This is a genomic window from Oceanobacillus kapialis, assembly GCF_044790185.1.
GTDB classification, from domain to species: Bacteria; Bacillota; Bacilli; order Bacillales; family Amphibacillaceae; genus Oceanobacillus_B; species Oceanobacillus_B kapialis.
Genome location: NZ_CP085256.1, coordinates 3,205,034 through 3,231,354, shown reverse-complemented (window position 1 = coordinate 3,231,354; position 26,321 = coordinate 3,205,034). Strand labels below are relative to the sequence as shown.

The following is a 26,321-nucleotide window of genomic DNA, read 5'->3' as shown; positions in this document are numbered from 1 at the left end:
ATTTTTCTTAATTTTCGTGAATCAACTGAGGAGGGATGACATGATCAAAAAAGTGCTCGTTGTAGGTGCTGGGCAGATGGGGGCAGGAATTGCACAGGTCTGTGCGCAAGCAGGTTTAGAAGTTTTACTAAACGATCAAAAGGAAGAAGCGGTGCAAAAAGGACTGCGATCTATTGATAAGCTCCTTAGCCGATCAGTGGAAAAGGGACGGATAACCGAAGAAGAAAAAAAGGCAACACAAAATCGTCTAACCCCATCAACTGGATTACAGGACGCTGGAGATTGTGATCTTGTTATTGAAGCGGTCGTGGAAAAAATGGAAGTGAAAAAGACTGTCTTCCGTGAGTTAGACGGGATCGTGCCACAGCACGCCATTTTAGCCACAAATACATCTTCCTTAGCAATCACCGAAATTGCAGCAGTGACGAAGCGTCCCGATCAGGTTATTGGCATGCATTTTATGAATCCGGTTCCCGTGATGAAGCTCGTAGAAATCATTCGGGGCTTGCAAACAAGCGATGAAACCTTTCAAGCTATTGAAGATCTTACGCAAAGGCTTGGGAAAGTCCCAGTATCAGCAAAAGACTTTCCGGGGTTTGTCTCCAATCGCATTTTAATGCCGATGATTAATGAAGCAATATTTGCGGTGTATGAAGGGGTTGCCACTGTAGAGGATATTGATACCTCAATGAAGCTTGGGATGAATCATCCCATGGGACCGTTGACGCTTGCAGACTTTATCGGCCTGGATACATGTCTTTATATCATGGAAGTACTGCACGAAGGCTTCGCGGATAGCAAATACAGACCATGTCCTCTATTGAAGCAGTATGTGCAGGCAGGCTGGTTAGGGAAAAAATCGGGTCGCGGCTTTTATAACTATGATGAAACAACAGGATAGGCAGGTGGGATAAAGATGAATTTACAATTTACGGAAGAACAGAACATGCTACAGAAAATGGTGCGCGATTTCGCGAAAGAGCGTGTGGCACCTGAAGTAGATCGTATGGAAAAAGAGCATCGTTTTCCAAAAGAACTGATTGGGGAGATGTCAGAGCTTGGATTAATGGGAATTCCAATTCCAGAACAATATGGTGGGGGCGGCATGGACTTTATATCATATGTGAGCACGATTCATGAGCTTTCAAAAGTAAGCGCTTCCTTGGGTGTGATTCTCTCTGTTCATACATCAGTTGGAACGAATCCGATCGTCTATTTTGGAAATGATGAGCAGAAGCAATATTACTTACCGAAATTAGCCAGTGGAGAATACTTAGGGGCCTTTGCTTTAACAGAGCCAGGTGCAGGTTCGGATGCATCCAGTTTAAAAACGCGGGCTGAAAAGGATAGTGATCATTACATTTTAAACGGATCAAAGGTGTTTATTACAAATGGTGGCCATGCAGATACGTTTATAACATTTGCAAGAACTGGGGAAGGCTCGAAAGGCTTGAGTGCTTTCATCCTGGAACGAAACACTCCTGGGCTGGAGATTGGCAAGGAAGAACGAAAAATGGGGTTAAACGGGTCGAGCACAGTACCTCTCACATTTGATAATTGCCGTATCTTAAAAGAGCAGTTGCTTGGCAAAGAAGGAGATGGCTATAAAATTGCGATGAAGAACCTGCATGTTGGCCGGATTGGTATTGCTGCGCAGGCACTTGGAATTGCAGAGGCAGCGGTGGATCTGGCAACTGAATATGCGAAAGAGAGACAGCAATTTCAAAAGCCAATCGCAGCAAATCAAGGGATTGCCTTTAAGCTTGCGGATATGGCTACAGCTGCTGAAGCTGCAAAACTCCTAACCTTTCAAGCAGCTTCTCTCGTACAAGAGGGAGTTTCTTGCTCCAAAGAAGTATCGATCGCAAAAATGTTTGCATCGAAAACGGCTGTTAACAATGCGATTGAAGCTGTTCAAGTTTTAGGCGGCTATGGCTACACGGAAGATTACCCAGCTGAACGGCTTTTTCGGGATGCAAAAGTGACGGAAATATACGAAGGAACCAATGAAATTCAACATATGGTGATTGCTAAAGAATTGCTGAAAAAATAATGGGGGAATTGGCGATGAATTTTCAACTAACCGAAGAACAAGAAATGCTACGCAAAATGGTTCGAAGCTTTGCGGAAAAGGAAGTCGAGCCTACTGCAGCGGAACGAGATGAAGAAGAGCGTTTTGACAGGGGAATTTTTGATAAGATGGCAGAACTCGGACTTACAGGGATACCATGGCCGGAAGAATATGGCGGGATTGGCTCAGATTATGTCAGCTATTGTATTGCAGTTGAAGAATTATCACGCGTCTGTGCTTCTACTGGTGTGACGCTATCTGCCCATCTTTCGCTGGCAAGCTGGCCAATTTACACATACGGAAATGAAGAACAGAAAAAGACTTTTCTTATGCGGCTTGCTACAGGGGAGGCATTAGGTGCTTACGCGTTGTCTGAGCCTGGTGCTGGCAGTGATGTTGTTTCTATGAAAACGTCCGCGAAGGAAGATGGCGAAGCGTACGTTTTAAACGGTAGCAAAGTTTGGATTACGAACGGTGGCGTGGCGGATATTTATATTGTGTTTGCCAAAACAGATGCTGATGCAAGGCATAAGGGAATTAGCGCCTTTATCGTAGAAAAGGGCACCGATGGATTCACCTTTGGGAAAAAGGAGAAAAAGCTTGGGATTCGTTCCTCGCCGACAACGGAGCTTATATTTGAAAATTGCCGTATACCAAAGGGAAACATGCTTGGAAAAGAAGGGGAAGGTTTTAAGATCGCCATGACAACGTTGGATGGCGGAAGAAACGGGATTGCTGCACAAGCACTTGGAATTGCCCAAGGAGCACTTGACGCAGCAGTCGCCTATGCCAAGGAAAGGGAGCAGTTTGGCAAGCCTATTGCTACAAACCAAGGTATTTCGTTTAAATTGGCAGATATGGCCACAGAAGTGGAGGCTTCCAGACTATTAACCTATCAGGCAGCCTGGCTAGAATCTCAAGGGCTGCCATACGGCAAAGCGTCTGCAATGTCGAAGTTATTTGCAGGGGATGCGGCAATGCGTATCACAGTAGAGGCTGTCCAAGTATTTGGGGGCTATGGTTATACCAAGGATTATCCAGTTGAGAGGTATATGCGCGACGCTAAGATTACACAAATTTATGAGGGAACGAATGAAATACAACGGCTCGTTATCGGTAGAATGTTGACCAAAGACTAGTTGTGACGGAGATGGTGATAAAGGGGGGATTCAGGTGACAGAGGAACAGGTTTTTTCAGCGGTGAAGGATAAAGAGCTGGTGGAAAAAAGGCGTAAGCAAATGATTCAAGGTGCCCTTAATTTGTTTAAAGAAAAAGGGTTCCACCGCACAACTACCCGGGAAATTGCCAAAGAATCAGGGTTTAGCATTGGCACGTTGTATGAATATATCCGAACAAAGGAAGATGTTTTGTTTCTAGTATGTGACGCCATCTATGATCAGGTACAAAACAGACTAACAGCGGTTATTCATGTGAAGGGTTCTCCGCTTGAAAAGCTTGTATCTGTAATTGATGCGTACTTTCGTTTAATGGATGAAATGCAAGAAGAAATCGTCATTATGTACCAGGAAGTGAAATCACTAAAGAAAAACTCAAAGGAGTATGTATTGCAAAAAGAAAGAGAAATGGTGCAAATGCTAGAAAAAGTCATAGTGACATGTTTACCGGAGAGCGTTACGTCAAAAGATGCTATGCTTTTGGCAAATAACATCTTCATTCAGGGACAAATGTGGAGTTTTCGTCGCTGGATGCTTCACCGTGAATTTACGGTAGATGAGTATATTGAGCGACAAACCCAATTAATTTTACGCTCTCTCTCGTAGGGAGCAAAAGAAGGTGAGGTAATAGTATGGATCAAAGCATTTATAAGCCAGTTAACCCTGTTCGTTTTGTAACCGCATCCAGTCTTTTTGATGGCCATGATGCTTCGATTAATATCATGCGGCGAATTTTGCAGGCGAGCGGTGCTGAAGTAATTCACCTCGGTCATAATCGGTCGGTAGAAGATGTGGTACATGCTGCGATTCAAGAGGACGTCCAGGGAATCGCGATTTCCTCTTACCAAGGTGGGCATGTGGAGTATTTTAAGTACATGGTCGACTTATTAAAAGAGCTCGGTGCTTCCCATATCAAGGTATATGGCGGAGGTGGTGGTGTTATAATTCCAAGAGAGATCAAGGAGCTGCATGCATACGGTGTTGCACGAATTTTTTCTCCTGAGGATGGCCGTGAATTAGGGCTGCAAGGGATGATCAACCTGATGTTGAAGGAGTGTGATTATCTCCCGCCTATTAATACAGTAAAGGATCAGGAAGCGCTGGTAAATGGAGAGCGGCAAGCGATTGCCAGATTTATAACATATATGGAAAACCAGGAAGTCGATGCCGATGAAAAGCAAGCTGTTTTACAGTCACTACAAGAAAAAAGAATAAAGAGTATTCCGGTTTTAGGGATTACGGGGACAGGCGGGGCGGGAAAAAGCTCCTTAACAGATGAACTGATTCGCCGATTTATTCACGGCATTCCCGATAAAAAAATTGCCATTATCTCCATTGACCCGACGAAAAGGAAAACAGGAGGCGCCTTGCTTGGTGACCGGATTCGTATGAATGCTATCTTCACCGAAAGGGTTTATATGCGTTCACTAGCCACACGTGATTCTCACAGTGAGTTGTCAAAGGCCATTCAGGATGTGCTTGATGTGGTGCGTGCTTCTGGCTACGACTTTATTATTGTAGAAACAAGCGGAATCGGGCAGGGAGATGCGGCAATAACCGATGTGACAGACCTTTCCATGTACGTCATGACAGCCGAATTTGGAGCACCTACCCAGCTTGAGAAGATCGACATGATTGATTATGCCGATTTTATTGTCATTAACAAGTTTGAACAAAAAGGATCAGAGGATGCATTAAATCAGGTGCGGAAGCAGTATGAACGAAGTCATATGCTGTTCCATGAAGATAAAACGAAGTTCCCGATCTTCGGCACGATCGCCAGTCAATTTAATGATGCAGGCACAAATGCTCTGTTTGCTTCACTCATCGATAAAATCAATGAAACATATAACTGGGGAGACGAAGCTGACTTTAAACGCCATGTCATAGCGGAAAAGCAGAACATGATTATTACAAATGAACGCAGGCATTATTTACGCGAGATTGCCACACATGTGCGGCATTATCATCAAACTGCTGAAAAGCAAGCGGATGTTGCCAGAAAGCTGTACCAGCTGCAAGCAGCAGTTGAAATGGTAGAAGATGAGGATACGAAAACAAACCTACAGCAATTGATCGAACATTACGAGGGGCTGCTGGATAATCGATCCCAGCAATTGCTTGACTCTTGGGAAGACAGGAAAAAGGCGTACAGCCAGGATAAAATGTCTTTTAAAGTGCGAGATAAAGAGATTGAAATGGATATTGTGACAGAATCGCTTTCTGGCTTGCACATACCAAAGGTAGCTTTTCCAAAATTCCAGGACTGGGGTGAGCGACTGTATTGGTTAATGAGAGAAAATGTCCCTGGAGCGTTTCCATTTACAGCAGGAGTCTTTCCATTTAAACGGAAGGGCGAAGATCCAACAAGGCAATTTGCAGGAGAAGGAACCCCGGAGCGTACAAATAGGCGCTTTCACTATTTATCCAAAAATGAAGACGCGAAACGACTTTCAACCGCATTTGATTCGGTTACATTATATGGCGAAGACCCTGCGCACAGGCCGGATATTTATGGGAAGGTCGGGGAAAGTGGGGTCAACATTTGTACCCTTGATGACATGAAAAAGCTGTACGCCGGATTTGATTTATCAAGTCCGTTAGCCTCTGTTTCTATGACAATCAACGGTCCAGCACCGATTATTTTAGCGATGTATTTTAATACGGCTATTGACCAACAGGTGGAAAAATTTAAACAAGACCAAGACAGAGAACCATCGGAAGCAGAATATGAAGAGATAAAACAAGAGACTATTGCAGTTGTACGTGGGACTGTGCAAGCAGATATTTTGAAGGAAGATCAGGGCCAGAATACCTGTATCTTTTCCACAGAGTTTGCATTAAGAATGATGGGGGACATCCAACAATACTTTATTGATAATAAGGTGCGAAACTATTATTCTGTTTCCATTTCTGGTTATCATATTGCAGAAGCGGGTGCCAACCCGATTACACAGCTTGCTTTTACATTGGCAAATGGGTTTACGTATGTGGAATACTATTTGAGCAGGGGAATGGATATCAATAAATTTGCACCAAATCTCTCCTTCTTTTTCTCAAATGGCCTTGATCCCGAGTATTCCGTAATTGGCAGGGTAGCAAGGCGGATTTGGGCGATTACGATGCGTGATAAATATGGTGCGAATGAACGTAGTCAGAAGCTTAAATATCATATCCAAACATCGGGTCGTTCTCTACATGCACAAGAAATTGACTTTAATGACATCCGAACAACCCTACAAGCATTGCTTGCGATTCAGGATAATACGAATTCTCTCCACACCAATGCGTATGATGAGGCAATTACAACGCCAACAGAAGAATCGGTGCGCAGAGCTATGGCGATTCAATTGATCATTAGTAAAGAATATGGGTTAGCTAAAAATGAAAATGCCTTACAGGGTTCTTTTATTATCGACGAATTAACAGATCTAGTAGAAGAAGCGGTCCTTCAGGAGTTTGATAAAATGAATGACCGTGGAGGGGTGCTCGGCGCAATGGAAAGGCAATATCAGAGAGGGAAAATACAGGAGGAATCGCTGTACTATGAAGGGAAAAAGCATTCAGGAGAGTTGCCTATTATTGGGGTAAACACCTATTTAAACCCTAACCCACCATCTGAAGATCAAATCGATTCCATGGAGCTGGCACGAGCTTCCAAAGAGGAAAAAGAACATCAAATTGCAGAACTGCGCCGTTTTCAACAAGAACATAAAGACCAAACAGAGCAGGCTTTAGAGCAATTGAAGGAAGTGGCGGCTTCAGGCGGAAATATTTTTGCAGAACTAATGGAAACCGTGAAAGTAGCCAGCCTCGGCCAAATCACCAACGCCCTCTACGAAGTAGGCGGCCAATACAGGAGAAATATGTAAGAGCACACGTGGCTAGCCAAAACGAAGTAAAAATGTGTAACATGCTTAGCAAATGGATAAATATCTTTAATAGAATAGAAATGTGCTAAAGGCGTGACAATAAAGTGAAACTTCATTTGGTGGGGGGGTTCTCTTCCTCCCCCACCAAATGTTAGTTGAACGAATCGGGATAAAGCTGAAAAACACGCCTTTTTCTTTTTTTCTATAGCATAAAGGCAGTATATTTGTTTATAATGAATGGTACGGTTCTATTTTCTTCCATGTATTTTTGACTTGGAAGGAAACAAATTTCCTGCATGATGGGATACATACATGATAACATTTTACTTTATACCTTATTCTTATTTATAGTATAATGAATTCTACTATCATTTCATGTGGAAAAGAAGTGTTAAAGATACATTAGGCTCTAGTAAGCCTTGAATATATAAGTAAAGGGAGTGCGTTACCGTGAGCTTGGCGAATTACAGCCACGAAGAGAGCAAGAAATTATCCATGATTGAGTTGGCAAATGCCATCATGTTTGATGAAAAAAAGGCGATGAATTTTAGAGACGTTTTTGAAAAGATTGCGGAAATAAAAGGATTTTCTGATGAAGAGAAACAGGCTAATATTGCCCAGTTTTATACAGATTTAAATGTTGACGGACGTTTTATTACGATCGGTTCCAATATGTGGGGTCTGAAACGCTGGTATCCTGTAGAAGCAATGGATGAAGAAGTTACCGCAGCACCGAAAAAGAAAAAGAAAACAAAGAAGAAAAAGAAAGAAGAAGAATCATTGGATCTTGTGGAAGAAGAATTGGATATTGTTGACGAAGACATCGAGGAAATGGCAGATGACTTTGACGATGATGAAGAAGATGAGTTTGACACAGATCTGGAGAAAGAGTTTGACGAGGATGTTAACGACGACGACTTTGATAATGATGATAATGACGATGATGACGACGATGACGATAAGTAATTCTCATCATCTGAAATCTATCTTGACTTTTGGAATGTAGATGGGTACAATTCTTATTGGGCTCTTTAAATGAACTTTCAAAGCGTTTCCCCTACCTAGTGGGGGAGACGCTTTTATTTTTTTGTACACGTATTATGCCAATCTCCTTTTGTCTAATCACATAGCAATATGGACTAGCATACCTCGTTGAAATAGAGGAACAGTAAGGGGTAGGGAGAAAATACGATTACCGAGCGTTTCCTGGATAAATGCCTTAAAGGCGATGAATAAAACATATAGAAAGAGGTAGTTGGATGACTAATTATATTTTTGTAACCGGTGGTGTAGTGTCATCACTTGGGAAAGGAATAACTGCTGCTTCACTTGGCCGTTTACTTAAAAACCGTGGATTAAAGGTAACGATTCAGAAATTTGACCCGTATATTAATGTGGATCCAGGAACGATGAGTCCTTATCAGCATGGTGAGGTGTTTGTTACAGAGGATGGCGCGGAAACGGATCTAGATTTAGGGCATTATGAGCGGTTTATTGACATTAACTTAAACAAATTCAGTAACATTACGACAGGGAAAGTATACTCGAGTGTTATCCGTAAAGAACGTCGTGGAGATTATTTGGGAGGAACAGTCCAGGTTATCCCGCATATTACCAATGAAATTAAAGACCAGGTATTCCGAGCTGGAGAAGCGACTGGGGCTGATGTGGTCATCACAGAAATTGGTGGTACTGTAGGGGATATTGAATCCCTTCCTTTCTTAGAGGCAATTCGCCAAATTAAAAACGAGGTTGGCAAGGATAGTGTGATGTATCTACATTGTACGCTTGTCCCATATATTAAAGCTGCTGGCGAGATGAAAACAAAGCCGACCCAGCATAGTGTGAAAGAATTGCGCTCATTGGGGATCCAGCCTGATGTCATTGTGTTGCGAACAGAGCATGCGATTAGCAAGGAAATGAAAGAGAAAATCGCGTTGTTCTGCGATATTAATGAAAAAGCTGTTATTGAGATGATGGATGCAGACACATTATACCAAGTACCTATTTCCCTACAGGAACAAAAGCTTGATCAGATCACATGTGATCACTTTGGCTTAAATTGCCAGTCTGCAGAAATGGGAGATTGGAAACAGCTTGTTTCAAAAGTTCGTTCCCTTTCTAAAAAGGTAGATATTGGTCTTGTAGGAAAATACGTAGAATTACCAGATGCTTATATTTCAGTGGTAGAAGCATTGAAGCATGCCGGTTTCGCCTTTGATACGGATATTAAAGTGCATTGGATTAACTCCGAGAAGCTAGATAAAGAACAAATGAAGGAAGCCCTGAATAATGTGGATGGTATTCTTGTTCCAGGTGGGTTTGGAGATCGTGGAATCGAAGGGAAAATTGAAGCAATTCGATATGCGAGAGAAAATAATGTTCCATTCTTTGGTATCTGTCTAGGAATGCAGCTTGCAACGGTAGAATTTGCAAGAAACGTACTTGGCCTAGAAGGGGCGCATTCAGCAGAAATTGATCCACAAACGCCATACCCTATTATTGATCTATTACCTGAACAAAAGGATATTGCAGACCTAGGTGGAACATTAAGACTCGGCCTGTACCCATGCAAATTGCAAGATGGTACGAAGACCAAAGCAGCATACGGTGGGGAAGACTATATTGAAGAACGTCATCGTCATCGCTATGAGTTCAATAATGCTTTCCGTGACCAAATGGCTGAAAAAGGATTTATTTTCTCTGGGACAAGCCCTGACGGAAGATTGGTAGAAACAATTGAGATTGAAGACCACTCTTGGTTTGTAGCATGTCAATTCCATCCTGAATTCACGTCACGCCCAACAAGACCGCAATCACTTTTCAAAGGTTTCATTGGAGCAGCTGTAGAAAATCAATCCGTGTCAAAATAAAACTTTATGACTAAAACCGAGTAGCTCAGGCTATTCGGTTTTTATTTGAAAAAACACATAAAAATCAATTCGGTGCAAATGTCACTTCATCTGTTTCTTGGTTTAGGAGCTTCGCCATCATTTTCTTAAAACAAGAAGGAGATTGACGGCTTTTAGCGAAATACATAAAGTAGAGACAACAGGAATCTTAAAAGAAAGGGGTAGTGTTATGTGTTTAAGAGCGAGATACTGATAGTCGATGATCAACCGGGGATACGATTGCTTTTAACAGATATCCTTCAGACAGAAGGGCATCTTATAGACACAGCTCAAACTGGGAAGGAAGCCGTAGACAAACTAAAAGAGCATACATACCATCTTGTTTTATTGGATTATAATCTTCCAATAATGGACGGCGGCGCAATTCTAAAATACTTGGAAGAACATAATATTACGGCGCCAATCATTGTAATGAGTGGTCTAGCCGATCAGCTGGAAGAGGAAATTAGTGGATATTCTAATGTCAAACAGGTACTCGGCAAGCCTTTTAATATTGTTGATGTTCGGAATTTAACTAGACAAGTCCTGGGTTCATAGCCACTATTGTTGCGCACTCGTGCTGTTGTTGGTATTCTTATATTGTAGTTAAAACATATTTAATGTAGATGAAATTATTCATCTATAGAGGAGGACATCGTAATGCCATTAGTATCAATGAAAGAAATGCTTGAACAAGGAAAAGCCAAAGGTTATGCAGTTGGACAGTTCAACATTAATAACCTGGAATATGTACAAGCAATTCTTCAAGCAGCTGAAGAAGAAAAATCACCGGTAATCCTTGGCGTATCTGAAGGTGCTGGAAGATATATGGGTGGATTTAAAGTTGTTGTAACAATGGTTAAATCACTAATGGAGGCTTACAATACAACCGTTCCTGTAGCCATCCATCTTGATCATGGTTCAAGTTTTTCAAAATGTGCGGAAGCAATTCATGCTGGTTTCACATCTGTTATGATTGACGCTTCACACGATCCACTAGAAGAAAATATTGAAGTAACTTCTAAAGTAGTAGAACTTGCTCATATTCATGGTGTATCTGTTGAGGCCGAGCTTGGAACAGTTGGTGGACAAGAAGACGACGTTATTGCAGAAGGCGTTATTTACGCAGATCCAAAAGAATGTCTAAAGCTTGTTAATGCAACGGGAATTGATTGCCTTGCACCAGCATTAGGTTCTGTTCATGGACCATACAAAGGTGAACCAAACCTAGGCTTTGCTGAAATGGAAGAGATCTCTAAAACAATTGAGCTTCCGTTAGTACTGCACGGTGGAACTGGTATCCCGACAAAAGATATTCAACGTTCTATTTCTTATGGAACAGCGAAAATCAATGTAAACACTGAAAACCAAGTTGCACAGGCAAAAGCTGTACGTAAAGTGCTTGAAGAAAAACCTGAACTATATGACCCACGTAAATACCTAGGGCCTGGTACAGAAGCAATCAAGCAAACTGTTATTGGTAAAATGCGTGAATTTGGTTCTTCAAACCAAGCGTAAATCAGTACCCTTTATGAAATTTTAATATGGGAAGAATGGAGGCGATTGAGATGAAATTTTTTATTGATACAGCCAATATTGAAGAGATCCGTTCTGCTAATGAACTAGGCATTTTAGCTGGGGTAACAACAAACCCAAGCCTTGTTGCAAAAGAAGGAGTATCTTTTCATGAGCGACTTGGTGAAATTACAGAAGAAGTTTCAGGTTCTGTGAGTGCAGAAGTAATTGCCGAGGATGCTGCTGGAATGATTCAAGAAGGCAAGGAACTTGCGGCAATCGCACCGAATATAACAGTGAAAATTCCGATGACACTGGATGGCCTTAAAGCAGTCAAAGCGCTTAGCGACTTAAATATCAAGACAAATGTCACGTTGATTTTTAATGCAAACCAAGCACTTTTGGCAGCTAGAGCTGGAGCAGCATACGTTTCACCATTTCTTGGCCGTCTAGATGATATTGGACATGATGGCATGAACTTGATTGCAACGATTGCGGAAATCTTTGCTCGTCATGACATTACTTCTGAAATCATTGCTGCCTCCATTCGCCACCCATTACATGTAATTGATGCTGCGCTGAATGGTGCTCATATTGCTACAATTCCATACAATGTTTTAGAGAAGCTTGTAAAGCATCCATTGACGGATCAGGGGATAGAGAAGTTTCTGACAGACTGGAATCAAAAATAATTGCATAAAATTGGTAATCTTTGCGCATTCTATAAACGTGCAACTTTATAACCAGTTACTTTAAGGTCCTTCTAAAAATGTGTAATACAATTCTTGTAGTGAAGACAGTTATTTAATTGTCTCTGTTCAAAGACGTTTATCCTTTCATTTTTAGAGGGACTTTATTAACTTTAGGGCGCAGCCAGATTCTTGGCCCAAAGAAAGGAAATATACATTGCTTTAAGGCGAGCGATTGTATGTTTTCGATAACTGGAATCTTACGTGGTGAACGTCACAAAAAGCGGGGTTTTTTAATTATGCAGAAAATGTTAGTTGAGGGTGGTCATTTATTGAATGGCCAAGTACGAATCAGTGGAGCTAAAAACAGCGCAGTAGCGTTATTGCCAGCTGCTATTCTTGCTGATTCTGAGGTGACCATTGAAGGACTACCGGAAATTTCTGATGTTTACACATTAGGTGATTTGTTGGAAGAGATTGGTGGAAAGGTTTCCTGGGATGGACAAACTGTGCATATTAATCCTGAAAATATGATTGCAATGCCATTGCCAAATGGCAAAGTAAAGAAACTGAGAGCCTCCTATTACTTTATGGGAGCGATGCTGGGGAAATTTAAAAAAGCAGTAATCGGCCTTCCCGGGGGCTGTTTTCTTGGTCCACGTCCGATTGATCAGCATATTAAAGGCTTTGAAGCACTTGGTGCAGAAGTAACAAATGAACAAGGTGCTATTTATTTACGTGCAGATGAGCTTCGCGGAGCAAGAATTTACTTGGACGTTGTTAGTGTTGGTGCAACTATTAATATTATGCTTGCTGCCGTAAGGGCCAAAGGAAAAACAATTATTGAAAACGCAGCGAAAGAACCAGAGATTATTGATGTAGCGACATTGCTTACCAATATGGGTGCGAAGATTAAAGGAGTAGGGACGGACGTTATTCGTATTGAAGGCGTACCTGAATTAAATGGCTGTAAACACACTATTATTCCTGATCGTATTGAGGCGGGAACATACGCAATTGCAGCTGCAGCCCAAGGGAAAGAGGTTGTGATCGACAATGTTATTCCCCAGCATCTCGAATCTCTTCTGGCAAAGCTAAGAGAGATGGGCGTCACGGTAGAAGAAAGTGATGAACAACTCCTTATCGCACCGAAAGAGCCTTTAAAAAGCGTGGATATTAAAACATTGGTCTACCCTGGTTTTCCTACAGACCTGCAACAGCCGTTTACTTCTTTGCTGACAAAAGCAACCAATACCGGTGTGGTTACGGATACGATTTATTCAGCCCGTTTAAAGCATATTGATGAGCTAAGAAGAATGAATGCCTCCATCAAAGTGGAAGGTGGCTCGGCGATCGTCTCTGGACCTGTACAATTAGAAGGTGCGAAAGTAAAAGCCTCGGACTTACGTGCAGGTGCAGCGCTTATCATAGCAGGACTAATGGCGAACGGCATCACGGAGATAACAGGCCTTGAGCATATCGACAGAGGATATGATCATTTTACCGAAAAGCTTACACAGCTTGGCGCCAAAGTTTGGCGTGAGGAAATGACAGAAGAGGAAGTTATTCAATTCCAAAACTCTTAACAGGCTTGCCTCAAAGGACAATAAGGATAAACAATGTAGTATTTAAATGGATAAGGTGTCAGGAGTGATAGTAGCTCATGCTCCTAGTGGAAAGCAATTCTCCTGAACAACCTTATCTTAGCTTTTTAATTTGTACCAATAAAGCGATATCAAAGATAAGGTGTATTTTTATTATGAAAAGGGTAGACTGTTTTTAAGTGTATGAGAAAAAGGAAGCCATACCGCCTGGGGCTTCCTTTTCTATTAATTTAAGAAATCGTAAAAAATAGAGTTGAATAATAGTATGCAAAAGAGTATTATGGAATATGCTTAATACAGATTAAGGATATGATCTTCAGATCCAACTACCGTAACTTCTTCATTTCTACGAAGCCTGACCTTCCAACTAAGAAGTTTGCAATTCTCTATGAACACATATACGTACAGCAGCTTCGTGTTGTACAAAAGCAATTTTTTAATTTTATTTATATTTTAAAAACAAATAGGCGTGGTGATTTTATGGCAGCATTAACAATCTCTCATTTGGAAACATTGAAACTGAAAGAAATTTATAACCTGGCGAGAGAATATAAGGTATCCTATTACGCGAAGCTGACAAAAAAGGAATTAATTTTTTCCATTTTAAAGGCACAAGCGGAAAAGGATGGCTATTTATTTATGGATGGTATATTGGAAATTATTCCATCTGAAGGCTTTGGCTTTTTACGCCCAATTAACTATTCTCCAAGTGCAGAAGATATTTATATTTCTGCATCGCAAATTCGTAGATTCGATTTACGAAATGGAGATAAAGTGTCAGGTAAAGTACGACCACCAAAAGAAAACGAACGCTATTATGGGTTATTACATGTAGATGCAGTAAATGGAGAAGACCCAGAAACTGCAAAAGAGCGTGTTCATTTTCCGGCATTAACGGCATTGTATCCAGATCGTCTTATGCAGTTGGAAAATGAAACAAGCCGATTATCAACTCGCATTATTGACTTAATGACGCCAGTTGGTTTCGGACAAAGGGGACTTATTGTCGCTCCTCCAAAAGCAGGGAAAACGATGCTGTTGAAGGAAATTGCCAACAGTATTTCCCAAAACCATCCGGAAGCAAAGCTTATCATTTTACTAGTAGATGAACGGCCAGAGGAAGTAACGGACATTGAACGTTCCGTACACCCTGATGTCGATGTTGTAAGCTCTACATTCGATGAAGTTCCAGAAAGTCATATAAAGGTCTCAGAGCTTGTACTAGAGCGAGCAATGCGCCTTGTAGAGCATAAACGGGATGTTATTGTTTTAATGGATAGTATTACGAGACTTGCTAGAGCATACAATCTTGTTATTCCTCCAAGTGGACGTACGCTTTCTGGTGGTATTGATCCAGCAGCTTTTCATCGTCCAAAACGTTTCTTCGGTGCAGCGCGTAACATCGAAGAGGGTGGAAGCTTTACCATTCTTGCAACAGCACTAGTGGACACAGGTTCCCGAATGGATGATGTGATTTATGAAGAATTTAAAGGTACCGGTAATATGGAGCTGCATCTTGATCGTAATCTTGCACAACGTCGTATTTTCCCAGCTATCGATATTCTTCGCTCTGGTACAAGAAAAGAAGAATTGCTTGTCGATAAAGGGCACTTAGATAAAATCTGGGCCATTCGCAAAACGATGCAGGATTCAAACGAATTTCTTGAGCGTTTCATGAGAAGGTTGAAGGCATCTAAAAACAATGAAGAGTTTTTTCAACAAATGGACGAAGAAATGAAACGTAAAGGAACAAAAAGGTAAGCCAAATTTGGTTGGAAATAATTTTTAGGTACTGACTATTGCAATCAAATACCGTGACTGTTATAATCTTTTTATGTGAGTTTTGATAAGGTATTGCACCTATGACGGCTCTTACAATAACTCTGTTTCCAAGGATTCAGGGCAAAAAGGAGTGGAAATGAAATGAAAAAGGATATTCATCCAGGGTACAGAAAAGTAGTATTTCTTGATACTAGTTCAGATTTCAAATTCTTGAGTGGTTCTACACAAAGCTCAGAAGAAACAATTGAATGGGAAGATGGTAACACATACCCATTAATCCGTGTTGAGATCAGTTCAGATTCTCATCCTTTCTACACTGGTAAACAGAAAGCTGACAAAGTCGGCGGACGTGTTGACCGATTCAAGAAAAAATATAATATGAATTAATAGTTAAATGCTAAATGTGTCAGTCAGATAAGGACAGATATGCATTTATGCAGGAAAACAGGCAAATCGTCTATAAATTTGCCTGTTTTTTTACTTTTACATAACATATAAATGTTGGATTATTAAAGGGAAGGAGCGCGTTGCTCATGTACGTGATGAAACAAAGCGGTTGGGTTGAAGTGATCTGTGGGAGTATGTTTTCCGGAAAGTCGGAAGAGCTAATTAGAAGAGTTCGTCGTGCGACTTATGCGAATCTTAGTGTACGTGTGTTTAAGCCTGCCATTGACAACAGGTATGATAAAGAATCTGTTGTATCTCATAATGGGACATCCATTATCGCCCGCCCTGTAAAAAGCTCTGATGAAATGTTGCAATATGTGGACAAGCGTGTGGACATTATTGGAATTGATGAAATACAGTTCTTTGACGAGAATGTGGTAGAAGTAGTAGAAGAGCTTGCTAATTTAGGGATCCGTGTAGTTGTTGCTGGCTTGGATACAGACTTCCGGGGGGAACCCTTTGGGCCAATGCCTAAGTTAATGGCACTGAGTGAATCAGTTACCAAATTAAATGCGATTTGCCCTGTTTGTGGGTCACCTGCAAGCCGCACACAACGCCTAATTAATGGCAAGCCTGCATCCTATGATGATCCGATTATTCTTGTTGGTGCATCTGAATCGTATGAGCCGCGCTGCCGTCATCATCATGAAGTGCCTAATAAGCCAACCAACCAAATCCTATCCGGTTTATCCAACCAATTGAAATAAAAGCGCCTGTCTTGGCGCTTTTTTTAATAGCTATTATTTGATTTCAATCGCTTTCTTCAATTATTTTGACCTTCCTACATGAGTATACTATAATTATACTGTTAATCTGAAAGAGGTGACCGGGATGTTAGATCGTTTACAAACATTAGAAAACCGTTACGATAAATTAAATGAAATGTTAAGTGATCCGGAAATAATAAATGATACGGCCAAGCTAAGAGAATATTCTAAGGAACAAGCTGGCCTTGAGGACGTTGTTCAGGCATACCGCGAATACAAGGACATTACTTCCCAACTGCAAGATGCGAAAGAAATGATGGAAGATAATCTTGATAGCGATATGCAAGAAATGGTGAAAATGGAAATCACAGAACTACAAGAGTCTAAGGAAGAACTAGAAGAAAGAATGAAAATCCTTCTATTGCCAAAAGACCCGAATGATGACAAGAACGTGTTCATGGAAATCCGTGGAGCTGCAGGTGGAGATGAAGCAGCCTTGTTTGCCGGAGATCTTTACCGCATGTATTCTCGCTATGCAGAGCAGTATGGGTGGAAAACGGAAGTTATGGAAGCGAGCACCACAGGGGTTGGTGGGTACAAGGAAATTATCTTCATGATTAATGGAAATGGCGCGTACTCTAAATTGAAGTTTGAAAACGGGGCACATCGTGTGCAACGTGTTCCAGAGACTGAATCAGGTGGACGTATTCACACCTCCACTGCTACAGTTGCTGTACTTCCAGAAGCTGAAGAAGTGGAAATAGATATCAACGAAAAAGATATTCGAGTGGATACCTTTGCATCTAGTGGACCAGGTGGGCAAAGTGTGAACACGACCATGTCAGCGGTTCGACTAACGCACGTTCCAACAGGAGTTGTCGTGTCGATTCAGGATGAAAAGTCGCAAATTAAGAACAAAGAAAAAGCAATGAAGGTGCTTCGTGCTCGTATTTATGATAAATACCAACAGGAAGCCCAGGCAGAAATTGATGAGAACCGTAAATCAGCTGTGGGTACAGGGGATCGTTCTGAACGTATCAGAACGTACAACTTTCCACAAAATCGTGTAACAGACCATCGAATTGGCTTAACCATTCAAAAACTGGACCAGATTTTACAAGGTAAGCTGGATGAGTTTATTGATGCCTTATTAGTAGAAGAACAAACCAAGAAATTAGAGCAAATTGGTGAATAGTATGAATTCACTTAAACAATATGAAGTCCTTCAATGGGCTTCTCTTTTTTTAGAAGAACATCAACGTGAAGCCGGGGTGGCGCAAATATTGTTACAGCATTATCTTGGCAAAGATCGGGCGCAATTTTATGCAGATATGCAAGAGAAGGTGCCAGAAGCATTAGTGGAGCGTTTTGAACGTGATATTAAAGAGCATGCACGTACTGGTGTCCCTGTTCAGCATTTGATTGGAGAGGAAATATTTTTTGATAGAAGTTTTAAGGTGACGCGAGATGTATTAATTCCCCGTCCTGAAACAGAAGAGCTTGTCCAGCATGTGATTAAAAATGTGCCTAAAGAAGCTCCGGTTACCATTGTAGATGTAGGGACAGGAAGTGGCATTATTGGAATTACACTTGCTCTTGAGCTTCCGCATGCCACCGTTTATGCGACAGATATTTCTCCTGAGGCGTTAGCAATTGCCAAACGGAATGCGACAGAGCATGGAGCAGCTGTCAGCTTTTTGCAGGGGAATTTCTTGCAACCACTGCTAGACGCAGGTGTTAAGGTAGATGTGCTAGTTTCCAACCCTCCTTACATCGCAAGGAAGGAAGCGGCGTCTCTATCGGACACTGTCAAAAATTTTGATCCAGAGCTAGCTCTTTTTGCAGATGAGGAAGGGCTTGCTGCATATAAGGTGATCACAAAGCAGGCAAGAGCTATATTGCGGCCTGGAGGTAGTATCGCCTATGAAATTGGCCACGAACAAGCTGGAGAAGTTACTACTATTATTAAAAAAGAATTCCCTTCTTCACATGTCTCAACCGTTAAAGACATTAATGGCAAGGATCGTATTTTAGCAGCAGCCCTTTCATAGGGCTGTTTTTTTACTAAATTCAGCGCCTTACATATAATTAAAACTATTTTTTTAGATTAATAGTTTAAAATGGTTCGCCCCTGACCATACTGTTGCTAGTACAAACAGTTGGAAGGGGTTTTTATGTTGAAGAAACTAGTAATGTTTGCATTTATACTTCTTATATTATTTATTACGTTTCCATTGGTTGGGATAGGCAAGTTTAAAGAGGAACAGGCAGGGATTGATTATCAGGTGATCCCTGACGATGCCATTAGATTAAGGATTTTAGCAAATAGTGATCGTGAGGAAGACCAGGCGCTTAAAAGAAAGGTACGTGACGAAGTAAATGAAGTTATTACAGAATGGGTGGAAGATATAACGGAGATTGAGAAAGCACGTCAATTAATTGAAACTCGCATCCCGGAAATTGAAGGTATTGTACAAGATGTTTTAAAAGAAGAAGGCTCAAACAGCTCCTTTGAGGTTGAGTATGGTTCTAACGTAACTTTCCCTACGAAGCTATATGGCGACTATGTCTACCCTGCTGGCGAATATGAAGCAGTTCTTATTACGATTGGTGAAGGAAAGGGAGATAATTGGTGGTGTGTTTTGTTCCCGCCTCTTTGTTTTCTAGATTTCTCGAATGGCACAAGTGTTGCGTCTGCAGAGGAGTCTGAAGAGGAAGAGCAGGTGGAAGAAGAGGCAGAGGTGAAATTTTTTCTATTTGAATGGTTTGGTTGGTCATAAACATTTCACTTCAGCATAAACTAGAGTAATATAACGGAACCTATTAAAAATAGTAGAGGTGATTGAATATGAAACTAATCCCAGCAAAACAAGTGGATATAAAGAAGTTAGAGGGTTTTTTGGATAAGAATGAAAGTGTTAATAAAGCAAGTTTAGTAAGATCAGGTTATGTGGTACAGATAGATGATGAGGTAGTGGGCTGTTTTTCATTGGAAATGCTTGAGGATGGAATCTATTGGTTGAAGCAATTATATATTACGCAGCAACATGCATCGAAGCTCCCTGTACTACTAGAAGCAATTCTTACCCTTGCAAAGCAGCAACAAGCAAAAAGTGTTTATGTCCACAGCCACCAACCAGTCGTGGATATTTTATTAGAAGCATTACAATTTCATCCACAGAAAGAAAAGATGTTCGTGGATAAGTATACAGCAGAAGAAGGAAATTGGTGGTTATACCATGTTTCTTAATGAAATATTCAGTTATCAACAGAATCAGTGGATAACCTGTGTGAAAACTGTGTATAAGTAGGTTAAAATGTTTATAACCACTCCCAAGTTGAGGATAACTTCTCTTATAAAAAGAAAAGCCTGTGGATAACCATAGGCTTTTTGTGTTATGTTAGGCTGGGTAACGATGAGTAATGTGGATGAATGGAAGTCATTGTTAAATCTCTTTTATATATAATTGCAATTTCACTTAGTTGAGACCCCTACCCACCCATGTGAGATTCTCCGAAGCAAGGATGCGTGCTTTGCGAAATATCGGGGAATCTACTAAAATGGGTACAGGAAAAGAGGGACATGAATGGAAACGAAACGATGGTTTGCAATAGATAATCTACAGGATAAACAGGAAGCAATTCAGGCTGCTGCTGCGTTATTAAAGGCTGGGGAAGCGGTAGCGTTTCCCACTGAAACCGTCTATGGGTTAGGTGCAGATGCAACAAATGAATTGGCTGTAAATAAAATATTTGAAGCAAAGGGGCGTCCACAGGACAATCCACTCATTGTGCACGTCGCAACAACACAACAGCTTAAAGAGCTTGTGTCAGAGGTTCCACCATATGTGGATAAGCTGTTAGAAGCGTTCACACCCGGGCCTTTGACATTTGTACTGCCTAGTAATGGGCGATGTGCCGATAATGTTACCGCAGGTCTTGATTCTGTGGGGGTAAGGATTCCTGACCATCCAGCTGCTTTATCGCTATTAAAGCAAGCTGCTGTGCCAGTTGCAGCACCGAGCGCAAATTTATCTGGTAAACCAAGCCCGACCTCAGCAGATCATGTATGGGCAGATTTGCAAGGAAGGATTGCTGGAGTCCTTGACGGAGGTGCAACAGGTGTTGGTGTGGAGTCAACTGTGCTGGATTGTACCCAGCCTATCCCCATTATCCTTAGGCCTGGTGGAATTGCGATAGAACAATTGGAACAAGTCGTGGGAACGGTGATGGTGGACCCTGGTTTGGCAAATGAACATGAGCGTCCAAGATCTCCCGGCATGAAGTACAGACATTACTCTCCTGATGCTCCGTTATGGCTGGTAAAGGGCTCGGCAGATAAACTTCAACAAGTGGTTTATAAAGAAAGTCAAAAAGGGCAGCGCGTTGGGGTAATGGCAGCAAGTGGAACTATCGCGAGGATCGAGGCAGATTTAAAGAAAGATTTGGGTGCTAGCCTCGAATCTGTAGCTACGGCGCTTTACGATGCTTTAAGGATGTTTAATTCCCAACATGTGGATCTTATTATCTGTGAAGCATTTTCTGAAGAAGGAATCGGCCAGGCGGTTATGAACCGATTAAAAAAAGCGGCTAGCCATTATATTGAGTAGTAATTAAAGGGTTGTCCTCATAATCCTTCTTGGGCATGCATATAGTTTAAAAGCATGCTCAAGGAGGATCGTAATGTCAGGATATCTTGGTGAATTTATATCAATTTTATTTCTAGCTTTGGCGCTTGGTATGGATGCATTTTCTGTAGGCCTGGGCCTTGGAATGCAGCGGCTACGTCTAAAACGCATTGCCCTAATTGGGATTGTTGTTGGTATTTTTCACATATTAATGCCATTTATAGGAATTCTAATCGGGAAGTTTATATCAGAAGGTATTGGGCAAATAACCATTTTGCTAGGTGGGCTATTGTTAGTGGGGATTGGGGCGCAAATGCTCTTCTCTGCGTTTAATCATGAAGTGAAAAAGGTGATACAGCCTATTGGCACAGGGCTGCTCCTCCTTTCTTTTAGTATTAGCATTGATAGCTTTTCTGTAGGATTAGGACTCGGAATGTCAGGTGTAAAAACGGCCCTTGTGTTATTTATGTTTGGGGCAGCGAGTATGGTGCTCTCATGGATTGGTATGCTGCTTGGGAAGAAGGTCCGTGGGTTACTAGGGGCGTATAGTGAAATCCTCGGTGGCAGCATTCTCATAGCATTTGGGTTAAAAATAATATTTGGCTAAAAGCGAAGAGCTTAGACGTTGTCTAGGCTTTTTTTTATGAAATAAGTAAGTATAATAATTTGCTGTATAATGTTCTTAGACAGAAACAGCCACATCCAGCTCCAGCGCCCAGAGACTAGCGAGACTTCCCTCACCTCCGTACGATAAGTCAACATCAGCTCCCTACGGTCGCTGTGTTTCCTTTATCTCCTGCGGCTCAGTCCAGTCCGTACGTCTCTAAACGGGCGCTTGCGCTTTTGTTCTTCTTAGTGAAACTGACATGCACTCTTCATTTGTGCTATATTTAAGAGAGAGATTTTTTAGCGGAGGTTCATTTATGAAGATATTATTTGTCTGTACGGGGAATACATGCCGAAGTCCAATGGCTGAGGCCCTTGTGAAGCAAAATATACCGGAAGCAGAAGTACAATCGGCTGGAATTTATGCAGGTACTGGAGATCGGGCGAATGTAAATACGGTAGAAGTATTAAAAAAGCGCGGGATAGATCTTCAACATAACACGCAGCCTGTAACAGAGAGCCTGCTCCATTGGGCGGATGTGGTGCTGACAATGACGACCCAGCATAAGCAATCACTGATTATGACCTTTCCAGGCTTTCAGGATAAGTATTTTACCTTAAAGGAATATGTCTCCGAGTCAGATAAAAAAGTATGGAATGAGCTGAAAAAAGCGTATGCAGACTATGAAGAAAAACGGTCTTTGTTCATCCAGCAAAATCAGCATAAATTAGATAACCTGCGCCTTGATAAAGAGTTAAGGAAGTTTTTAAAAGATGACCTTCAGCAAATAAGGAGTTTGGAGGCAATGCTAATTAATTATGATATTTCCGATCCATTTGGTGGTAGTGTCGAGGTTTATCAAAAAACGTTAGATGAGATGGAAGGATATGTTCAACTTCTTAAGAACAAGGTTAAGTAAGGCAGAAGATTTTATGTAAAATGAAACATAAAGGGGAGAGATTCACAATGAAGGTAATCATCACTGCAGATCATGCTGGCATGACAGTTCGTAATGTAGTAAAAAGCTTATTAGAGGAAAAAGGCATTGAGTATGAGGATACTGGCTGTAGCTGTGAGTCCTCCGTTGATTACCCTGATTATGCTTTACCTGCAGCAGAGCGAGTGGCTAACGGGGAATTTGATCGAGGAATTTTCATTTGTGGAACAGGGATTGGGATGTCGATTGCAGCGAATAAGGTGAAAGGAATTCGTTGTGCCTTGACCCATGATATTTATTCAGCAAGATTAACGAGAGAACACAATGACTCGAATGTTTTAGCGCTTGGGGAGCGTGTAATAGGACCAGATCTGGCCCGCGAGGTAGCAAAAGTATGGCTGGAAACAGAGTTCCAAGGTGGGCGCCACGGAAATCGTATCGGAAAAATTGATACCTATGAAGGTAACGAAGCATAAACGTCGATAGAAACCAAGCAAATTGAGGTGGATAACATGACGGAATTCTATGAAAGCCTTAAAGCAGAGCTCTCAGAAATTGTTCAGGAATGGAGCGACGGGGATTATTTGCAACCTAACCGTCCTTTTGTAATTGGCTGCTCGACAAGTGAAATAGCAGGGGAGCGCATTGGTACATCTGGAAGTGAGGCAATTGCCGAAATTGTTTTTCAGGCGATACAAGAATTACAGCATAAAACAGGGGTCCTTCCTGTGTTTCAATGCTGTGAGCACCTTAATCGAGCGCTCGTGATGGAACGAGATGTCATGGAAAAGCTGCATCTGGAAGAAGTTTCTGTCATACCGGTACGAACCGCGGGTGGTGCGATGGCGTCTTATGCTTTTGGGCATTTTCAAAACCCTGTAGTGGTGGAGGCGATACAGGCACACGCCGGCATGGATATTGGGGAGACGATGATCGGCATGCATTTACGTCGTGTTGCTGTCCCATTAAGGTTTAAACAGCGTTTTGCTGGAAAAGCACGTGTAACCACTGCGATGACAAGGCCTAAATTGATCGGTGGGCAACGTGCGCAATATGAACGTATACAAGCTAATACTAGCTGTAAATAAATGTACATAGGGGGCTTTTTGTATGGAACATGTAAAACAAGCAGACAAGGAAATTTTTGAGGCAATAAGGGCAGAAAAAACGCGTCAACAAGAGAAAATCGAGTTAATTGCCTCTGAGAATTTTGTATCTGAAGCAGTAATGGAAGCAATGGGTTCTGTGTTAACTAATAAATATGCAGAAGGCTATCCAGGCAGAAGATACTATGGCGGTTGTGAGCATGTTGATGTCGTAGAAAATCTTGCACGCGATCGAGCAAAACTTTTATTTGGTGCAGAACATGTCAATGTTCAACCACATTCCGGAGCACAGGCAAATATGGCTGTTTATTTTACCGTACTGGAGCCTGGTGATACGGTGCTTGGCATGAACCTAAACCATGGGGGACACCTTACACATGGAAGTTCCGTGAATTTTAGTGGAACATTGTACAACTTTGTGGATTACGGGGTTGATAAAGAAACCGAACAGCTTGATTATGCGACAGTACTTGAAAAAGCAATGGAAGTAAAACCGAAATTAATTGTTGCAGGAGCGAGTGCTTATTCTCGTATTATTGATTTCTCGAAGTTCCGTGAGATAGCCGATGCGGTTGGAGCCTACTTGATGGTTGATATGGCACACATTGCTGGACTTGTTGCTACAGGCCTTCATCCAAACCCAGTTCCTTATGCTGATTTTGTCACAACGACAACGCATAAGACATTACGTGGACCTAGAGGTGGGATGATTCTATGTAAGGAAGAGTATGCGAAGAAAATAGACAAATCTGTGTTCCCTGGAATGCAAGGTGGTCCACTTATGCATATTATTGCAGCGAAGGCTGTATCGTTTAAAGAAGCATTATCCGATGAATTTAACACATACACGAAGCAAATTATTCACAATGCCCAAACGCTAAGCAAAGCCTTAAATAATGAAGGGGTACGCATTGTTTCCGGTGGTACGGATAACCATCTTCTCCTATTGGATGTTACGCCATTAGGGCTTACCGGTAAGGTTGCCGAAAAGGTATTAGATGACATTGGCATTACGACAAATAAAAATACAATTCCATTTGATACAGAAAGCCCATTCATAACGAGTGGTGTTCGTGTGGGGACAGCTGCCGTAACCTCACGTGGTTTTGGGGAAGAAGAAATGAATGAGATTGCTTCCATTATTTCACTAACCTTAAAAAATCATGAGGATACAGCGAAGCTAGAAGAAGCGAAGGAACGTGTCGCAAAGCTTACATCTAAATTGCCACTCTATGCATAATATAATGGGTGTCCTTTTTGGGCATCCTTTTTCTATGGTGATTTTTAATTAGGGATTTGTTTTTTAACTTGAAAGCAGGCTTATTTTTCAGTACAATTTGAAGGATGTATTAATTCTAAAGGAGTGATCGGCAAAATGGGTAACGTATTCGTACTGGATCATCCACTAATCCAGCATAAACTAACGTACATACGAAATAAGGAGACGGGAACGAAGGAGTTTCGTGAACTGGTGGACGAAGTCGCGATGCTTATGGCTTTTGAGATTACGCGTAATTTGCCGTTACAGGATAAGACAATTGAAACACCTGTAGTGGAAACAAAAGCGAAGGTGCTTTCAGGTAAAAAAATTGGCCTAGTCCCGATATTGCGCGCCGGACTGGGAATGGTTGACGGGGTGTTAAAATTAATCCCTGCTGCTAAAGTAGGCCATGTTGGACTATATCGTGACCCTGAAACATTGCAGCCTGTTGAATATTATATTAAACTGCCTTCCGATATTAATGAACGTGAACTAATTGTAATTGATCCCATGTTGGCAACTGGTGGGTCTGCCAATGATGCAATTCATTCCTTGAAAAAGCGTGGAGCGGAAAATATCCGTCTTATGTGTCTAGTAGCAGCCCCAGAAGGTGTGGAAGTTATTAAAGAAGAGCATCCGGACGTGGATATTTACCTAGGTGCCCTAGATGAAAAGCTTGATGAAAAAGGCTATATTGTTCCAGGTCTTGGCGATGCTGGTGACAGGTTATTTGGTACAAAATAAAGGACAAGCTTTATAGACGACAGGTATAAATTGCTTCTAGGAAAGCTAAAGGTTTTCCGCATAAGCATTAAATTTTATCCCACCTAAACTGGCAGTAAGACCCTCACTTCAAGAATGCGGGAAACAATCAAGCATTCTAAGTGGGGGATAAACTGCCAGTAAAGGTCCGATTCGTTCAACTAACATTTGGTGGGGGAGAAAGGGAAAACCCCACCAAATGAAGTTTTACTTTATCTCTAATATCTTTAAGGTAATAGCCGGGCAAATTCGAATTCCAAAGTGAG

Annotated in this window: 25 protein-coding genes; all 25 read left to right on the top strand. The window is 41.5% G+C overall.

Annotation, left to right across the window (positions count from 1 at the left end):
* Positions 1 to 40 precede the first annotated feature (40 nt).
* The 25 genes from LG273_RS16790 to upp all read left to right on the top strand — a co-directional run bounded on the left by LG273_RS16790 (position 41) and on the right by upp (position 26,037).
* Positions 41 to 901: a 3-hydroxybutyryl-CoA dehydrogenase gene (locus LG273_RS16790; RefSeq protein ID WP_404455791.1), complete on the top strand. Its 861-nt coding sequence runs from the start codon at positions 41 to 43 to the stop codon at positions 899 to 901.
* 15 nt (positions 902 to 916) lie between these two features.
* A complete protein-coding gene (locus tag LG273_RS16785) occupies positions 917 to 2,053 on the top strand; it encodes an acyl-CoA dehydrogenase (RefSeq protein ID WP_404455788.1) in 1,137 nt (378 codons plus the stop codon).
* 14 nt (positions 2,054 to 2,067) lie between these two features.
* Positions 2,068 to 3,210 (top strand): acyl-CoA dehydrogenase, encoded by a 1,143-nt coding sequence (locus tag LG273_RS16780; protein ID WP_404455785.1) that lies wholly within the window; start codon positions 2,068 to 2,070, stop codon positions 3,208 to 3,210.
* A gap of 34 nt (positions 3,211 to 3,244) precedes the next feature.
* The gene (locus tag LG273_RS16775) at positions 3,245 to 3,853 is read left to right on the top strand and encodes a TetR/AcrR family transcriptional regulator (RefSeq protein ID WP_404455783.1); all 609 of its coding nucleotides are present in this window, start codon (positions 3,245 to 3,247) and stop codon (positions 3,851 to 3,853) included.
* 26 nt (positions 3,854 to 3,879) lie between these two features.
* The gene (icmF, locus tag LG273_RS16770) at positions 3,880 to 7,119 is read left to right on the top strand and encodes a fused isobutyryl-CoA mutase/GTPase IcmF (protein ID WP_404455780.1); all 3,240 of its coding nucleotides are present in this window, start codon (positions 3,880 to 3,882) and stop codon (positions 7,117 to 7,119) included.
* Positions 7,120 to 7,569: 450 nt separating this feature from the next.
* Entirely contained in the window at positions 7,570 to 8,085 is a 516-nt protein-coding gene (gene rpoE, locus LG273_RS16765) for a DNA-directed RNA polymerase subunit delta (protein ID WP_404455777.1), read from the top strand.
* A gap of 293 nt (positions 8,086 to 8,378) precedes the next feature.
* Complete coding sequence (locus LG273_RS16760; protein ID WP_404455774.1) at positions 8,379 to 9,992, top strand: CTP synthase; 1,614 nt, start codon at positions 8,379 to 8,381, stop codon at positions 9,990 to 9,992.
* Between the two features lie 210 nt (positions 9,993 to 10,202).
* Entirely contained in the window at positions 10,203 to 10,568 is a 366-nt protein-coding gene (locus LG273_RS16755) for a response regulator (protein ID WP_404455771.1), read from the top strand.
* A 102-nt stretch (positions 10,569 to 10,670) separates the two neighbouring features.
* Positions 10,671 to 11,528: a class II fructose-bisphosphate aldolase gene (locus LG273_RS16750; RefSeq protein WP_404455768.1), complete on the top strand. Its 858-nt coding sequence runs from the start codon at positions 10,671 to 10,673 to the stop codon at positions 11,526 to 11,528.
* Positions 11,529 to 11,578: 50 nt separating this feature from the next.
* Positions 11,579 to 12,217: a fructose-6-phosphate aldolase gene (fsa, locus tag LG273_RS16745; protein ID WP_404455765.1), complete on the top strand. Its 639-nt coding sequence runs from the start codon at positions 11,579 to 11,581 to the stop codon at positions 12,215 to 12,217.
* A gap of 296 nt (positions 12,218 to 12,513) precedes the next feature.
* The gene (locus LG273_RS16740) at positions 12,514 to 13,800 is read left to right on the top strand and encodes a UDP-N-acetylglucosamine 1-carboxyvinyltransferase (RefSeq protein ID WP_379562114.1); all 1,287 of its coding nucleotides are present in this window, start codon (positions 12,514 to 12,516) and stop codon (positions 13,798 to 13,800) included.
* A 498-nt stretch (positions 13,801 to 14,298) separates the two neighbouring features.
* Positions 14,299 to 15,579: a transcription termination factor Rho gene (rho, locus tag LG273_RS16735; RefSeq protein WP_404459577.1), complete on the top strand. Its 1,281-nt coding sequence runs from the start codon at positions 14,299 to 14,301 to the stop codon at positions 15,577 to 15,579.
* A 162-nt stretch (positions 15,580 to 15,741) separates the two neighbouring features.
* Complete coding sequence (locus tag LG273_RS16730; protein ID WP_404455761.1) at positions 15,742 to 15,987, top strand: type B 50S ribosomal protein L31; 246 nt, start codon at positions 15,742 to 15,744, stop codon at positions 15,985 to 15,987.
* A 146-nt stretch (positions 15,988 to 16,133) separates the two neighbouring features.
* Complete coding sequence (locus tag LG273_RS16725; protein ID WP_404455758.1) at positions 16,134 to 16,754, top strand: thymidine kinase; 621 nt, start codon at positions 16,134 to 16,136, stop codon at positions 16,752 to 16,754.
* A gap of 124 nt (positions 16,755 to 16,878) precedes the next feature.
* Positions 16,879 to 17,949, top strand: coding sequence for a peptide chain release factor 1 (prfA, locus tag LG273_RS16720; protein WP_404455755.1), 1,071 nt, complete (start codon positions 16,879 to 16,881; stop codon positions 17,947 to 17,949).
* A 1-nt stretch (position 17,950) separates the two neighbouring features.
* Positions 17,951 to 18,805, top strand: a complete 855-nt coding sequence (gene prmC, locus LG273_RS16715; protein ID WP_404455752.1) for a peptide chain release factor N(5)-glutamine methyltransferase — start codon at positions 17,951 to 17,953, stop codon at positions 18,803 to 18,805.
* A gap of 126 nt (positions 18,806 to 18,931) precedes the next feature.
* A complete protein-coding gene (gene spoIIR / locus LG273_RS16710) occupies positions 18,932 to 19,534 on the top strand; it encodes a stage II sporulation protein R (protein ID WP_404455749.1) in 603 nt (200 codons plus the stop codon).
* 68 nt (positions 19,535 to 19,602) lie between these two features.
* A complete protein-coding gene (locus tag LG273_RS16705) occupies positions 19,603 to 20,004 on the top strand; it encodes a GNAT family N-acetyltransferase (RefSeq protein ID WP_404455746.1) in 402 nt (133 codons plus the stop codon).
* 337 nt (positions 20,005 to 20,341) lie between these two features.
* Positions 20,342 to 21,364, top strand: a complete 1,023-nt coding sequence (locus tag LG273_RS16700; protein ID WP_404455744.1) for an L-threonylcarbamoyladenylate synthase — start codon at positions 20,342 to 20,344, stop codon at positions 21,362 to 21,364.
* 73 nt (positions 21,365 to 21,437) lie between these two features.
* Positions 21,438 to 21,989: a manganese efflux pump MntP family protein gene (locus tag LG273_RS16695; protein ID WP_379562123.1), complete on the top strand. Its 552-nt coding sequence runs from the start codon at positions 21,438 to 21,440 to the stop codon at positions 21,987 to 21,989.
* Between the two features lie 316 nt (positions 21,990 to 22,305).
* A complete protein-coding gene (locus LG273_RS16690; RefSeq protein ID WP_379562125.1) occupies positions 22,306 to 22,908 on the top strand; it encodes a low molecular weight protein arginine phosphatase in 603 nt (200 codons plus the stop codon).
* Between the two features lie 47 nt (positions 22,909 to 22,955).
* Positions 22,956 to 23,402: a ribose 5-phosphate isomerase B gene (rpiB, locus tag LG273_RS16685; RefSeq protein WP_379562127.1), complete on the top strand. Its 447-nt coding sequence runs from the start codon at positions 22,956 to 22,958 to the stop codon at positions 23,400 to 23,402.
* A gap of 36 nt (positions 23,403 to 23,438) precedes the next feature.
* Complete coding sequence (locus LG273_RS16680; RefSeq protein ID WP_379562128.1) at positions 23,439 to 24,014, top strand: TIGR01440 family protein; 576 nt, start codon at positions 23,439 to 23,441, stop codon at positions 24,012 to 24,014.
* A gap of 22 nt (positions 24,015 to 24,036) precedes the next feature.
* Positions 24,037 to 25,272 carry a serine hydroxymethyltransferase gene (gene glyA / locus LG273_RS16675; protein ID WP_404455739.1) on the top strand — a complete coding sequence of 412 codons (1,236 nt, stop codon included), beginning with the start codon at positions 24,037 to 24,039 and terminating at the stop codon, positions 25,270 to 25,272.
* Positions 25,273 to 25,407: 135 nt separating this feature from the next.
* A complete protein-coding gene (gene upp, locus LG273_RS16670; RefSeq protein ID WP_404455736.1) occupies positions 25,408 to 26,037 on the top strand; it encodes a uracil phosphoribosyltransferase in 630 nt (209 codons plus the stop codon).
* Positions 26,038 to 26,321: the final 284 nt, after the last annotated feature.